The sequence below is a fragment of the Streptomyces flaveolus genome, assembly GCF_000716535.1.
In the GTDB taxonomy this organism is placed as follows: Bacteria; Actinomycetota; Actinomycetes; order Streptomycetales; family Streptomycetaceae; genus Streptomyces; species Streptomyces flaveolus_A.
This window is the reverse complement of the sequence record NZ_JNWV01000028.1, coordinates 1-14,674: the sequence shown is the minus strand read 5'-3', so window position 1 is coordinate 14,674 and position 14,674 is coordinate 1. Positions and strand designations below refer to the sequence as shown.

Genomic DNA, 14,674 nt, shown 5'->3' with positions numbered 1-14,674 from the left:
CGTCCCCCACCGGGGTCGTTCCGTACGCCCCGTTTTACGAGCGGTTCCGCAAGCTTCAGGGATGCAGGAGGACCAGGTCGTCCCTGTGTACGACCTCGCGTTCGTACGCAGGGCCCAGCTCGCGTGCCAGCTCGCGGGTCGAACGCCCGATCAGGCGGGGGATCTCCTTGGCGTCGAAGTTGACGAGTCCCCGGGCCACCGCGCGGCCCGTGGTGTCCCGCAGCTCGACGGGGTCGCCCGCGCTGAACTCGCCCTCGACGGCGGCGATCCCGGCGGGCAGCAGCGACGTGCGCCGCTTGACGACCGCGTCCACCGCGCCGTCGTCCAGGATCAGGGCGCCCTGCGGGGTGGAGGCGTGCTGGAGCCACAGGAGCCGTTCGGCGGAGCGCTTGCCGGTGGGGTGGAAGTAGGTGCCGGTGTCGCCGCCGGCCAGGGCCTCGGCCGCGTGGACGGCGCTGGTCAGGACCACCGGGATGCCGGCGGCGGCGGCGATCCGGGCGGCCTCCACCTTGGTGACCATCCCGCCGGTGCCGACGCCGGCCTTGCCCGCGCTGCCGATCTCGACGCCGGCGAGGTCCTCCGGGCCCTTCACCTCCGCGATCCGGGAGGTGCCGGGCCGGCTGGGGTCGCCGTCGTAGACGCCGTCGACGTCGGAGAGGAGGACCAGCAGGTCGGCGTGGACGAGGTGGGCGACGAGGGCGGCGAGGCGGTCGTTGTCGCCGAAGCGGATCTCGTCGGTGGCGACGGTGTCGTTCTCGTTGACGATCGGGAAGGCACCCATCGCGAGCAGCTGGTCGAGGGTGCGGGAGGCGTTGCGGTGATGGGCGCGGCGGCTCATGTCGTCGCTGGTGAGCAGGACTTGGCCGACGCGGACGCCGTAGCGGGCGAAGGAGGCGGTGTAGCGGGCGACGAGCAGGCCCTGGCCGACGCTGGCGGCGGCCTGCTGGCGCGCGAGGTCCTTGGGGCGGCGGCGCAGACCGAGCGGGGCGAGGCCGGCGGCGATGGCGCCGGAGGAGACCAGCACGATCTCCTTCTCGCCGCCGCTGCGGATCTTGGCGAGGACGTCCACCAGCGCGTCGACGCGGTCGGCGTCCAGGCCGCCCGCGGCGGTGGTCAGCGAGGAGGAGCCCACCTTGACGACGATCCTGCGGGCCTCGCCCACGGCCTGCCTTGCCCTTGCCACCTGCGGTCCGTCTCCTTCACGTGCACGTTCCGGCACCGTGCTTCCCGGCGTCCTCAATCTACGGGAAGCCGGGTGTGGCGTGCCCGCGCCGCTCAACCGCCGGACAGTCCCGCGCCGGGACCCGCGGGCGTCCGCCGGGCCGGGACCGTCGTCCTCAGGGTGTCCCGGCCGCCTTCCAGGGCCTCGCCCGCTGCGGCGGCCACCTCCGCCCCAGCAGGGCGGCTCGCGGTACGGCAAGGACGGCTCCGTGTCACCGGACGGCAACACCCTCGTCCGGGTCTCGTCCCGGCGAGCCCCAAGTGGTGTGCCTGGGCGGCGGTTTCACCTCGGGGACCTCCAGGGCGGTACGGCCACGTTCGCGGCGGTCTGCGACCATGGACCCCATGCGGAGAAGAGGTTGGACACGGGCGGCGTCGGGCGGGGTCCTCGGCGGGCTGCTGGTGATGTCGGTGGCGGCGTGCGGTACTTCGAACCACGAAAGTGCCGCCCCACGGGACCGGTCCGACGACACGCAGCCGCGGAAGACTGCCTTCAAGCGCGTACCCGGCATCGGGGACCGGCTGTGGGGGCAGGTGCCGGCCGGCTCCCGTCAGGTGGTCGCGGTGTACGGCGCGGGGAAGAACTCCCCCGACTCGACCGTCGCCCTCTTCACCAAGCACGGCGCCGTCTGGAAGCAGGAACGCTCCTGGGCCGCGCACAACGGGCGGAAGGGCTGGACGACGGACCACCACGAGGGCGATCTGCGCAGCCCCGTGGGCGTGTTCACGCTCAGCGACGCGGGCGGCGTCCTCGCCGCCCCGGGGACGAAGCTGCCGTACACCCGGTCCGCGTCCTTCCAGGCGCCCCACTACTGGAAGAAGGCGTACTGGCACGACTTCGACTACGTCATAGCCATCGACTACAACCGCGTCAAGGGCACCTCGCCCAACGACCCGACCCGGCCGCAGGGCCAGTCGAAGGGCGGCAGCATCTGGCTGCACATGGACCACGGCAGCGGCACTTCGGCGTGCGTGAGCCAGTCCGAGTCGTCGATGCGGTACCTGCTGCGCACCCTCGATCCCCGGCTGCACCCCGTCGTGGTGATGGGCGACAAGGCCGAGCTGAAGGCCTGAGGGGGCATCAGGGCGCGGTCGGCCCGCGCCCTGGGCGAGGAGTGAGCCGGCGAGAGCCGGGCCGCGGCCGGCGCCCGCCTCCGCGGCGGGCCGGTCAGGCGTGCCGGTGGCGCCACCCCAGCCACGCGGACTCGATCATGTCGTCCAGGCCGAGACGGGCGGTCCAGCCCAGTTCCGCGTGGATGCGGTCCGCGGAGGCGACCACCCGCGCCGGGTCCCCGGGGCGGCGGTCGGTCACCTCGGGCGTCAGCCGCTCGTTGCCGGTCACCTTCAGGATGCGGTCCACCATCTCCCGGACCGAGCTGCCCTCGCCCCGGCCGATGTTGAGGACGAGCGAGGTCCCCTCCGGGGCGTCCCGCAGCCGTGCCGCGGCCGCCTGGTGGGCGGAGGCGATGTCCTGGACGTGAATGTAGTCACGTACGCAGGTGCCGTCCGGGGTGGCGTAGTCGTCGCCGAAGATCCGCGGTGCCTCGCCGGCCTCCAGCCGCTCGAACACCATGGGGATGAGGTTGAAGACACCCGCGTCGGACAGCTCCGGGGCGGCGGCACCGGCCACGTTGAAGTACCGCAGGGACACGGCCCGGATGCCGTGGGCCTTGGCCGCCGCGGCGATCAGCCACTCGCCGACCAGCTTCGTCTCGCCGTACGGGCTCATGGGGACGCAGGGGGTGTCCTCGGTCACGAGGTCGACGTCCGGCATGCCGTAGACGGCGGCGGACGAGGAGAAGACGATCCGGCCGACACCGGTGGCCGCCATCGCCTCCAGCAGCGTCTGCAGACCGGTGACGTTCTCGCGGTAGTAGTGGAGAGGGCGCTCCACCGACTCCCCCACCTGCTTCTTGGCGGCGATGTGCACCACACCGGTCACGGCATGGTCACGAATCGTCCGCTCCAGGAGGGCCTGGTCCAGCACGCTGCCCACGACCAGCGGGACATCGCCGGGCACCCGGTCGGCACTGCCGGTCGACAGGTCGTCGTAGACGACCACGTGCTCGCCGTTCTCCGTCATGGCGCGCACCACATGCGCACCGATGTACCCGGCGCCGCCCGTGACCAGCCAGCTCATTCCCGTGCCTCCTCGGTCTGTGTCGGTAGGAGAGCAGACTCGTTCATGGACTACGGAAAATCGAGTCGGGTAATTTCGGACAACTACGGCAAAAAACCCGGTGAGGTGACGCGGGGTGGAGTTCGCCCACCGGTCCGGATGGGACAATGTCCCGAGCAAGTAAAGGTCCGGCCTCCGCGGCTGTTCCGCGCCCCGACCGCCCCGCTACCTTGCTCACGGAAACATCAAGTGAATCCTTTACTCTGATGCGACGGCGCGCTGCGCCGCCGGCGGGCGGAGCGTGCTCTGGCCTCGGCCCACGCTCTCGTGATCAGTCTCGGAACAGGTTGTAAGGATGCCCAGACTCTCTCTCGTCATCCCTGTCTACAAGGTGCAGGGCTACCTCACCGAGTGCCTGGACTCGGTGCTCGGGCAGGACTACACGGACTTCGAGGTCATCGCGGTCGACGACTGCTCACCGGACGGCTCGGGCGCCATTCTCGATGAATACGCGGAGCGGGACGCGCGCATTCACGTGATTCACCTCACGGAAAACGTGGGTCTGGGGCGTGCGCGCAATGCGGGCATGGAGAAGGTTCAGGGCGATTACGTACTCTTCCTGGACAGTGACGACACTTTGACCGAGGGCGCGCTGCGCGCGATAGCCGAGCGGCTGGAAGCCGCCGGGGACCCCGAGATCCTCGTCTACGACTACGCCCGCAGCTACTGGGACGGCCGGGTCCGCCCCAACCAGCGCGCCGAGCTGCTCCAGCCCGACGGTCCGGAGGCCTTCCCTCTCGCCGAACGGCCGCAGCTGCTGGACCTGCTGCAGATCGTCTGGAACAAGGCCTACCGCCGGGACTTCGTCCTCCGTCACGAACTGACCTTCCCGCCCGGCTACTACGAGGACGCCCCCTGGACGTTCTGCTCCATGATCAGTGCCGAGCGCATCGCGGTGCTGAACCGGGTCTGCGTGATGTACCGCCAGCGCCGCGAGGGCGGCAACATCCTGAAGACGGTCAGCCGCAAGCACTTCGACGTCTTCGACCAGTACCGCCGGGTCTTCGACTACGTCGACGCCCACCCCCAGTTCGCGCAGTGGCGCGCACCGCTGTTCCGCAAGATGGTCGACCACTTCCTGACCATCCTGGACCGGCCCGACCGGCTGCCGGCCGACGCGCGGGCGGAGTTCTTCCACCGCGCCTCCGCCGACTACCGCGCGCGGCTCCCCGAGGGCTTCCAGCGGCCGGGCGGCGGCCGCGGCCACAAGTACGCGATGCTGGAGAAGGACGCGTACGCCGCGATGGCCGGTGCCACCGCCGCCGTGAAGCTCCGCAAGGCGGTCAGGACCCGCACCCGTACGGCCGTCAACCGGTCCAAGCGCAGCGCGATGGGCGTCTACTACCAGTCGCAGCTCCGGCTGCCGCTGGACGAGAACCTGGCGCTCTTCTCCGCCTACTGGAGCCGCAGCGTCTCCTGCAACCCGGCCGCCATCGACGCCGAACTGGCCCGGCTCGCCCCGCACGTCCGCCGGGTCTGGGCGGTCCGGCCCGACGCGGTGGACCGGGTGCCCAAGGGCGTGAGTTACGTCCGGGTCGGCTCCAAGGAGTACTGGGCCGCGCTCGCGCGGGCCAAGTACCTGGTCAACAACGTGAACTTCGCCGACAGCGTGGTCAAGCGCGAGGGTCAGATCCATCTGCAGACCCACCACGGCACCCCGCTGAAGACCATGGGCCTCGACCAGCGCAAGTACCCCGCCTCGACGGACATGGACTTCGACAAGCTCCTGGAGCGCTGCGACCGCTGGGACTTCAGCGTCAGCTCCAACCGCTTCTCCACCGCCGTCTGGGAGCGGGTCTACCCGTGCTCCTACGTCTCGCTGGAGACCGGCTACCCCCGCAACGACGTCCTCGTCAACGGCACGGCGGAGGACGTCCGCCGGGCCCGCGCGGCACTGGGGCTCGCCGACGGCGCCAGGGTGTTCCTGTACATGCCCACGCACCGCGAGTACCAGCCCGGCTTCGTGCCGAGTCTCGACCTCGCCCGCCTCGCCGACGAGCTGGGACCGGACGTGACCGTGCTGGTGCGCGGCCACTACTTCTACGGCGGCTCGGCCCACGTGGCCGAGCTGCGCCGCAGCGGGCGGATCGTCGACGTGTCGGGGCACCCCCGGGTGGAGGAGCTGTACCTCGCGGCCGACGCGCTGATCACGGACTACTCCTCCGCGATGTTCGACTACGCAGTCCTGGACCGGCCGATCATCATCTACGCGCCCGACTGGGACATCTACTCCGCCGTGCGCGGCACCTACTTCAACCTGCTCCAGGAGTCGCCGGGCGCGGTGGCCACCTCGCAGGCCGAACTGATCCACCTGCTCGGATCGGACGAGTACCGCGGGGAGGAAGCGGCCGCGCGCCGCGACGCCTTCCGCCGTCGGTTCTGCGAGTTCGACGACGGACGTGCCGCCGAACGTGTGGTGCGCCGCGTCTTCCTCGGCGAGACGGAGCCGCTTCCCTTCGTGCCGTTCGCAGAGCGTTCCCACGCACCGGCCCCCGCCCAGGCGCTCGCAGCCGTCGAGCGGGCCTGACCCCCGAGAAGGAGATCGACAAGCATGGCCCCTCGGCTCAGTGTCATCGTCCCCATGTACGACGTCGAGCACTATCTGCCGGCCTGTCTCGACTCGCTGGCGGCGCAGACGTTCGAGGACTTCGAGGTCCTCATGGTGGACGACGGTTCACCCGACAACTCGGCGGCGATAGCCGCGTCCTACGCGGAGCGTGACCCGCGGTTCCGGCTGATCCGCAAGGAGAACGGAGGACTGGGGGCCGCCCGCAACACCGGTGTCGCCCACATGTCCCCCGAGGCGGAGTTCCTGACGTTCGTCGACAGCGACGACCTCATCCCGCCGGACGCCTACCGTCTGATGGTCGGCAGCCTCGACGAGACCGGTTCCGCCTTCGCCACCGGCAACGTGTTCCACCTCAGGGGCGAGAAGACCTGGCAGGTCCCGCTGATGCGGATGCTCGCGGGCGAGGCACGCCAGCGCACCCACATCGCCGAGTACGGCAAGCTCGTCGCCGACCGAATAGCCTGCAACAAGGTGTTCCGCCGGACGTTCTGGGAGAAGCACGGCTTCGCCTTCCCCGAGGCCCGCCTGTACGAGGACATCCCCGTCACCATGCGGGCCCACTACCTCGCCGACGCCGTCGACGTGATCTCCGAGCCCTGCTACTACTGGCGGCTGCGCGAGGGCGAGTCCGCCCCCTCGATCACGCAGCGCCGCACCGACCCGGGCGCCGTGAGCGACCGCGTCACCTCGGTCCTGGAGATCAGCGACTTCCTGAGCAGGCAGCGCGGCGAGACCTTCGCGCGCCTCAAGCAGGAGTACGACGCCCGCGTGCTCACGGACGACCTCCGGCTGTTCCTCAACGTGGTGCCCGACGGCGACGAGGAGTACCGCGACGAGTTCCTGCGGTCGGCCAACCGCTTCCTGGACCACATCGACCCCAAGGTCGTCATGGCCCTGCCGACGCACCTGCGGGTGCAGTGGCTGCTGGTCCGCAAGCACCAGCTCGACGAGCTGATCACCCTGCTGGCCTCGCAGCGGCGCAAGGAGCCCATCGAGGTCAGCGGTCTGGTCCGCAAGTACGCCTCCTTCCCGGCCCTGGCCGACGCCGAGCTGGACGTCCCGCGCAAGGCCCTGCGCATCGACCCGGACCTGCGCATGCGCGCCCCGCTGAAGGACGTCAGCTGGTCCGAGGGCAAACTGGTGCTGGCCGGGCACGCCTGGATCGACAAGATCGACCTGCCCTCGAAGCGCTCGTCCGTCAAGGTCCTGCAACTGCGCAAGGACAAGTCCCGCCGGCGCATGGTGCTGCCCGCCCGGAACGTGGAGCGGCCCGAGGCGACCACCGACTCCGGCCAGGAGCGCTACAACTACGACTGGGCCGGCTGGGAAGTGACCATCGACCCGGCGAAGCTGCGCAAGGGCGGTGAGTGGCAGGAGGGTCTGTGGCACGTGGGCCTGGGCCTGTACGCCTCCGGCCTGGTGCGACGCAGCGCCGTGCAGTCCAGCGGCGGTGCCGCCTGCAACTTCCCGCCGTACCGCTGGCTGGACTCCGACTTCCGGATGCTGCCGTCGGTCGAGCGCGGCGCCCTCAAGCTGCGCATCGAGAAGGTCCGCGCGCTGATCACCGGCTGGACCATGGAGGGCGACCGGCTGCGGGTGACCGGCGACATCCGGGTCCCGCTGCACGCCGGCGAGCGGGTGGCGCTGCGGGTGAAGAACCAGAAGGGCGCCGAGGTCCACGAGTACCCGGTCGAGGTGACCGAGGAAGGCGGCGCGCGCCGGTTCTCGGTCGACATCCCGGTGGCCGACGTGGCGCTGGTCTTCAACGAGGGTGTCGACGCCCTGACCCGGCCCGAGAAGCGCATCTGGTCCACCGTGCTGGTGGCCACCGACCCCAAGGGCACCGAGCGCCAGTTCAGCACGGTCCTCCAGGAGGGCCTGGCCGACGGGCGCTACGACCTGCCCGCCTCGCTGGGTGAACACGCCGACCAGGGCGAACTGGCCGTGATCGGCGGGCACAACGGGTACCTCAAGCTGGCCGGCCGCACCCGGCGGGCCGTGATCGACCGGGTCGCCCTGGAGGACGGCCGGATCGTCATCACCGCGCGCACCGACGCCCGGCTCACCGGCTCCCGGCTGCTGCTCAAGCCCCGGGCCCGGTTCGAGGAGCGCTTCGTGGAGCCGCGCTGGTTCGAGGACGGCCGTTTCGAGGTCGCCTTCGACCCCTCCACGCTCGGTGGCGACGGCAACGTGCCGCTGCGCGCGGGCCGCTGGAACCTCTTCCTGCGCCCGGCCGACGGTCAGGGTCCCGACGTGCCCTTCGTCACCGACCGCCTCGCGTCGGCGCAGTTCCCGCTCCGTGCCGAACTGGGCGGCCGCCGCTACTGGCTGGAGAACCGCTGGGCCGACTTCCCCCAGCTCAACTGCCGTTCGGAGCTGGACGACCTGGAGCGCGGCCCGTACCGCCAGCGGCAGCTCCGCGAGACGGTGTACGAGCCGCTGCGCCAGCAGCCCCTGAAGGACCAGGTCTTCTACCTCAGCTACAACGGCAAGCAGTTCTCCGACAGCCCGAAGGCGATGTACGAGGAGCTGGTCGCCCGTGGCTCGGAGCTGAAGCACCTGTGGGCCGTGCGCGACGGCCAGGTCCTCCTGCCGGAGGGCGTGGAGCCCGTCCGCATGTGGGGCCGCGAGTGGTTCGAGGCGCTGGCCTCCAGCCGCTACATCGTCACCAACGGCCACCTGCCGTTCTGGATCGAGCGGCGCCCCGGCCAGGTCGTCGTCCAGACCTGGCACGGCACGATGCTGAAGAAGATCGGCCACGACATCGACACGCTGCACTTCGACCGCCGCTACCAGGAGAAGCTGGCGCTGGAGGCGAAGCAGTGGAGCCTGGTGGTGTCCTCCAACCGGTTCAGCACGCCGATCCTGAAGCGCGCGTTCTCCTACGACGGGGAGATCCTGGAGGCGGGCTACCCGCGCAACGACTACCTGTACTCGCCGGACAAGGACGCCATCGCGGAGCGGGTGAAGAAGCAGCTCGGCCTGCCGAAGGGCAAGAAGGTCGTGCTGTACGCGCCGACCTGGCGGGACGACCAGGCGCACAGCCAGGGCCAGTTCCGGTTCGACCTGCGCATCGACATCGAGGACGCGCAGCGGCGGCTGGGTGACGACCACGTCCTGCTGATCCGCCGCCACTCCAACGTGGTGGACCTGGTGCCGGGCGCCGGCAACGGCTTCGTGTGGGACGTGTCGGAGTACCCGGACATCGCCGAGCTGTACCTGGCGGCCGACATCATGATCACGGACTACTCGTCGGTCATGTTCGACTACGCCCACCTGAAGCGGCCGATGCTCTTCTTCACCTACGACCTGGAGCACTACCGGGACACCCTGCGCGGCTTCTACTTCGACTTCGAGCAGGACTCGCCCGGCCCGCTGGTCTTCACCTCGAAGGAGCTGGTCGACGCGCTCCTGGACATCGACACGGTGTCCGCCGAGTACCAGGACCGCTTCGACCGCTTCCACCACCTGTTCTGCGACCTGGACGACGGCCACGCCTCGGCGCGGGTCGTGGACCGGATGCTGGAGCAGGCCAAGGAGCTCTGAGCGAGCACACGAGAAGGGCGGGGCCCGGAGGATCGTCCTCCGGGCCCCGCCCTTGTGCCGTCGGGAGGACGGCGGCCGGTCAACGTCCCGGGCGCAGACGCCTCTTGAGCGCCTTGAGCACGCGAGCGGGTGCGTACCGGCCGAGCCGCCGGCTCCGTGAAGGCGCCGGCCGCGCCGGTCCGGCGGCGGTCGCGGGCTGCGGCTCCGGCCTGGGGACCAGCGTGGTGAGGGCGGTGAGTTCCTCGACGAGCCCCTGGGAGATCAGCAGGCAGCGCAGCCGGGACAGCGGCGGCAACTGGTCCACGAGCGTCTGCGGCATGTACGCGCGCAGCAGGTCCCCCGCCAGCTTCACGTGCAGGACGCGGGTCTCCTCGGGCAGGTCGGCGAAACGCCCGTCGAAGCGGCCGAGGATCTCCAGGGTGAGCCAGCGGTACAGCAGCTTGTTGCGCCGGCCACCGGGCGGGACGTGCGCGGCCACGACGCTCAGTACGTCACGCACGTTCGCGTAGAAGGGGGCGGGGTCCGGGACTTCCTGGGTCAGGTGCGGGAAGTCGTCGCGGCGGACCAGGTAGTAGCAGTCGTAGTCGGACACGACGGAGATCGACCGCGCGTGCAGGTAGGCGGGCACGACGAAGACCTGTTCCTCGGCCAGCCGGATGCCCTCCGCGAACCGCAGTCCGTGCTCCTCGACCAGCGAGCGGCGGAACAGCTTGTGCGCGGTGAGGGACCAGACGCCCTTGGAGGTGAAGATGTCACCCCCGTCGACGTTCTTCCGGAACGGGGTGACCGGGGCCTTGCGCCCCACCCCCTTGATCTTCCCCAGCACCACGTCGGAGTCGTTGCGCCCGGCGGCGGCGACCATGCGTTCCAGCGCCTCGGTGCCCAGGTAGTCGTCGGGGTCGGCGAAGAACAGGAACTCGCCCTTGGCCATCTGGATGGCCCGGTTGCGGGGGCCGCCCGGTGCCCCGGAATTCTCCTGGTGCACCACCCGGACCCGGCCGGGATGCCGCTCGGCCCAGGTGTCGAGCAGCTCGCCGCTGCCGTCGGTGGAGCCGTCGTCCACTGCGACGATCTCGATCTGCTCGAACCCGATCGACTGACCGGCGATCGACTGCAAGCACTCCGGCAGATGATCGACAGCGTTGTAGACGGGAATGATCACGGACACGACAGGACGGTTGGCGGGCGCGGAGCCCATATGTCTTCCCCCCACGGAACACGACATGCAAGCGGAGGGAAGCGCCGGTCGAACGCCCCCCATCCGCACCGGTCATGTCACCGTAGCGCCCGCCACGCGTCGGCTCGATGTCACCCGTACGACGATCAACGCGAAGTTGTGTAAAGGTGCTGTAACAGCCCAAGCACCACGCGTTCGCGCCCGAAACGGCTCGCCTAGAAGGGCTCGAAGTCGTTGAACTCCCGCTCCGGGTCGTCCCGTTCGGCCTGCCGGTCCCTGCGGCGCTGTGCCGCGGGCCGCGGCGCGTCGAAGCGGTGGTCCTCACCGCGGCGGCCGAGCATCTCCGCGCCCGCCATGGCCGTCGGCTCCCAGTCGAAGACGACCGCGTTCTCCTCCGGACCGATGGCGACGCCGTCACCCGCGCGGGCGCCCGCCTTCATCAACTCCTCTTCCACACCGAGGCGGTTGAGCCGGTCGGCGAGGTAGCCGACGGCCTCGTCGTTGTTGAAGTCGGTCTGGCGGACCCAGCGTTCGGGCTTCTCGCCGCGCACCCGGAACAGCGGCTCTCCCCCGATCTCCTCACGGGTGACGGTGAAGCCCGCGTCGTCCACGGCCTTGGGCCGGATGACGATCCGGGTCGCCTCCTCCTTCGGCTTGGCGGCACGCGCGCCGGCGACCAGCTCGCCGAGGGCGAAGGTCAGCTCGCGCAGCCCGATGTGCGCCACCGCCGACACCTCGAAGACGCGGTAGCCGCGGGCCTCCAGGTCGGGGCGGACCATCTCGGCGAGGTCCTTGCCGTCCGGCACGTCCACCTTGTTCAGGACGACGATGCGGGGCCGGTCGCCCAGGCCGCCGTACTGGCGCAGCTCCTCCTCGATGACGTCGAGGTCGGAGGCGGGGTCACGGTCAGACTCCAGGGTCGCGGTGTCCAGCACGTGCACCAGCACGCTGCACCGCTCCACGTGCCGCAGGAACTCCAGGCCCAGGCCGCGGCCCTGGCTGGCGCCGGGGATGAGACCGGGCACGTCGGCGATGGTGTACACGGTGGAACCGGCGGTCACCACACCCAGGTTCGGGACCAGCGTGGTGAACGGGTAGTCCGCGATCTTCGGCTTGGCCGCGCTCAGCACGGAGATCAGCGAGGACTTGCCGGCGCTCGGATAGCCGACGAGGGCCACGTCCGCGACGGTCTTCAGCTCCAGGACGATGTCCTGGAGGTCACCGGGCTCGCCGAGCAGCGCGAAGCCGGGCGCCTTGCGGCGGGCGGAGGCAAGCGCCGCGTTGCCGAGGCCGCCCCGGCCGCCCTGCGCGGCGATGTACGAGGTGCCGTGGCCGACCAGGTCGGCGAGGACGTTGCCCGCCTTGTCCAGGACGACCGTGCCGTCCGGCACGGGCAGGACCAGGTCCTGGCCGTCCTTGCCGGAGCGGTTGCCGCCCTCGCCGGGCTTGCCGTTGGTGGCCTTGCGGTGCGGGGAGTGGTGGTAGTCGAGCAGCGTCGTGACCGACTGGTCGACGGTCAGGATGACGTCACCGCCCCGGCCGCCGTTGCCGCCGTCGGGGCCGCCGAGCGGCTTGAACTTCTCACGGTGGACGGAGGCACAGCCGTGGCCTCCGTTACCCGCGGCGACGTGCAGTTCGACGCGGTCCACGAAGGTGGTCATGGTGGGGTGCCTCCAGAATGCCGACGGTTCTACCTGTTGTTAACACGCGAAAGGCGGACCCGCCTTCCCGCCCGGGAAGTGAGGTCCGCCTCGCGAAAGCGTTCGGTGCTGAATCAGTCGATTCAGGCGACCGGAACGATGTTCACGACCTTGCGGCCACGGTGGGTACCGAACTCCACCGCACCGGCCTGCAGCGCGAACAGCGTGTCGTCGCCGCCACGGCCGACACCGGCGCCGGGGTGGAAGTGGGTGCCGCGCTGGCGGACCAGGATCTCACCCGCGTTCACGACCTGACCGCCGAAGCGCTTCACGCCGAGCCGCTGGGCATTGGAGTCGCGACCGTTCCGAGTGGACGATGCGCCCTTCTTGTGTGCCATTTCTCCTCAGTCCCTTACTTCGCAGCCGCGGGGATCGACGTGACCTTGATCGCCGTGTACTGCTGGCGGTGGCCCTGCCGACGGCGGTAGCCGGTCTTGTTCTTGTAGCGCAGAATGTCGATCTTCTGGCCCTTGTGGTGGTCCACGACCTCGGCCTGGACCTTGATGCCGGCCAGCACCCACGGGTCGCTGGTCACGGAGTCGCCGTCGACAACGAGCAGGGTCGAGAGCTCGACCGTGTCGCCAACCTTGGCAGTGGAAATCTTGTCAACCTCAACGATGTCGCCGACAGCAACCTTGTGCTGGCGACCACCGCTGCGCACGATGGCGTACACGCGGATCTCACTTTCGCTCGAAGAAACGGCACCCCCGCAGGCCAGTCGCCCGGGAAAACCACGAACGACCTCTCCCGGCCAACCGTGTGCCCGGGAGGAAGAGGTTTACGGGGATGTGGCGTGTTCAGTGGACACGCCGACGGTCAAGGTTACGGGCCCGGACCGTAGGGGTCAAACCGGGCCCGGGCTCAGCCGGCGACCGCGGCCACGTAGGCGGCGTACGCCTTCCCGATGCCCTCCGGGGACAGCTCCAGGTGCTCCAGGATCGTGTAGCGGCCGGGCCGGGTCTGCGGCGCGAACTCCACCGCGCGGACGAACTCGTCGTCACTGAACCCGATCTCCTCCGCCACCACCGGCAGCCCGTGCCGGCGGAGCGACTCGGCCATCAGCAGGGCACGCTCGGTGTCGCCCCGCAGGTGCATGGCGAAGGCGGCGCCCAGCCCCACCTGCTCGCCATGGCTCGCCGCCCGCTTGGGGTAGAGCAGGTCGAGCGCGTGGCTGATCTCGTGGCAGGCGCCGGAGGACGGGCGGGTGTGCCCGGCGATCGACATGGCGATGCCCGACAGCACCAGCCCCTCGGACAGCACGGTCAGGAACTCGTCCTCGCCGCATCCGCCCGGGTGCCGCAGCACGGCCTCGCCCGCCTGGCGTGCCATGGCGGCGGCCAGGCCGTCGATCTTCTCCCCGTTGACGCGGTTGGCCAGCTCCCAGTCCGCGACCGCGGAGATGTTGGATAGGGCATCGCCGATGCCGGACCGCACGAACCGCATCGGCGCCTCGCGGATCACGTCCAGATCGATGAGCAGGGCGATGGGGGTCGGTACGCCGTACGAGCCACGGCCCGCGTCGTTGTCCAGGATGGAGACCGGCGAGCAGATGCCGTCGTGGGAGAGGTTGGTGGCGACGGCGACCATGGGCAGACCGACGCGCGCCGCGGTGTACTTCGCGCAGTCGATGACCTTGCCGCCGCCGAGGCCCACCACCGCGTCGTAGTGACCCGACTTCATCTCGTCGGCCAGCCGGACCGCGTCGTCCAGGGTGCCGCCGCCCACCTCGTACCAGACCGCTCCGGGCAGCGAGGGCGCGAGGCGCTCGCGCAGCCGGGCGCCGGAGCCACCGCTGACGGCGACGGCGAGCCGCCCGGAGTGCGAGATCCGCTGATCGGCGAGAACACTCGCCAGGTCGTCGAGGGCACCCGCGCGGATGTCCACCACGACCGGCGAGGGGATGAGCCGGGTCAGTACTGGCACGCGATCACCCGTCCGCGCGCGAGGTCGTCGTGGTTGTCGATCTCGACCCAGCTGACGTCGCCGATCGGCGCCACGTCGACCTTGAAGCCGCGGTCGACCAGCTCCTGGTAGCCGTCCTCGTAGTAGAGCTGCGGGTCACGCTCGAACGTCGTCCGCAGCGCGTCGGCCAGCTCCTCGGCCGCGTCGCCCTCGATCAGGGTGACGCCGATGTACTCGCCGGTCGCCTCCGCCGGGTCCATCAGCTTGGTGATCCGCCGGACGCCCTTCTCGGGGTCCACGACGACCTTCATCTCCTCGTCGGCCAGGTTCTTCACCGTGTCCAGGGCGAGGATGATCTTCTTGCCGTCGCCGCGCGCGGC

Annotated in this window: 10 protein-coding genes and 1 pseudogene; 3 read left to right on the top strand and 8 right to left on the bottom strand. The window is 70.3% G+C overall.

The window, feature by feature from the left end; all coding sequences use genetic code 11:
• Positions 1-55: 55 nt before the first annotated feature.
• Positions 56-1,162, bottom strand: a complete 1,107-nt coding sequence (gene proB, locus OO52_RS28445) for a glutamate 5-kinase (protein ID WP_030653853.1) — start codon at positions 1,160-1,162, stop codon at positions 56-58.
• Positions 1,163-1,566: 404 nt separating this feature from the next.
• On the opposite strand from proB, the gene OO52_RS28440 reads away from it, so the two are divergent.
• Complete coding sequence (locus tag OO52_RS28440; protein ID WP_234339812.1) at positions 1,567-2,295, top strand: hypothetical protein; 729 nt, start codon at positions 1,567-1,569, stop codon at positions 2,293-2,295.
• A 94-nt stretch (positions 2,296-2,389) separates the two neighbouring features.
• On the opposite strand, the gene galE is transcribed toward OO52_RS28440, so the two are convergent.
• Positions 2,390-3,361 carry a UDP-glucose 4-epimerase GalE gene (gene galE / locus OO52_RS28435; protein WP_030653859.1) on the bottom strand — a complete coding sequence of 324 codons (972 nt, stop codon included), beginning with the start codon at positions 3,359-3,361 and terminating at the stop codon, positions 2,390-2,392.
• Between the two features lie 334 nt (positions 3,362-3,695).
• Here galE and OO52_RS28430 point away from each other — a divergent pair, with 334 nt between their 5' ends.
• Entirely contained in the window at positions 3,696-5,927 is a 2,232-nt protein-coding gene (locus OO52_RS28430) for a bifunctional glycosyltransferase/CDP-glycerol:glycerophosphate glycerophosphotransferase (protein WP_030653862.1), read from the top strand.
• Positions 5,928-5,951: 24 nt separating this feature from the next.
• Positions 5,952-9,515: a bifunctional glycosyltransferase/CDP-glycerol:glycerophosphate glycerophosphotransferase gene (locus tag OO52_RS28425; RefSeq protein ID WP_030653865.1), complete on the top strand. Its 3,564-nt coding sequence runs from the start codon at positions 5,952-5,954 to the stop codon at positions 9,513-9,515.
• Positions 9,516-9,594: 79 nt separating this feature from the next.
• Here the strand turns inward: OO52_RS28425 and OO52_RS28420 are convergent, their stop codons facing one another.
• The 6 genes and pseudogenes from OO52_RS28420 to OO52_RS28395 form a co-directional block, all read right to left on the bottom strand.
• A complete protein-coding gene (locus OO52_RS28420; protein ID WP_234337892.1) occupies positions 9,595-10,683 on the bottom strand; it encodes a glycosyltransferase family 2 protein in 1,089 nt (362 codons plus the stop codon).
• A gap of 224 nt (positions 10,684-10,907) precedes the next feature.
• Positions 10,908-12,353: a GTPase ObgE gene (gene obgE / locus OO52_RS28415; RefSeq protein WP_030653871.1), complete on the bottom strand. Its 1,446-nt coding sequence runs from the start codon at positions 12,351-12,353 to the stop codon at positions 10,908-10,910.
• 122 nt (positions 12,354-12,475) lie between these two features.
• Complete coding sequence (gene rpmA, locus OO52_RS28410) at positions 12,476-12,730, bottom strand: 50S ribosomal protein L27 (protein WP_023550764.1); 255 nt, start codon at positions 12,728-12,730, stop codon at positions 12,476-12,478.
• A 14-nt stretch (positions 12,731-12,744) separates the two neighbouring features.
• Positions 12,745-13,065, bottom strand: a complete 321-nt coding sequence (rplU, locus tag OO52_RS28405) for a 50S ribosomal protein L21 (RefSeq protein ID WP_030653874.1) — start codon at positions 13,063-13,065, stop codon at positions 12,745-12,747.
• Positions 13,066-13,253: 188 nt separating this feature from the next.
• Positions 13,254-14,315 (bottom strand): iron-containing alcohol dehydrogenase family protein, encoded by a 1,062-nt coding sequence (locus OO52_RS28400; RefSeq protein WP_030653877.1) that lies wholly within the window; start codon positions 14,313-14,315, stop codon positions 13,254-13,256.
• Positions 14,303-14,674: pseudogene (locus OO52_RS28395) on the bottom strand (phosphocholine cytidylyltransferase family protein); the annotation flags it as partial. The pseudogene OO52_RS28395 and the gene OO52_RS28400, both read right to left, overlap by 13 nt.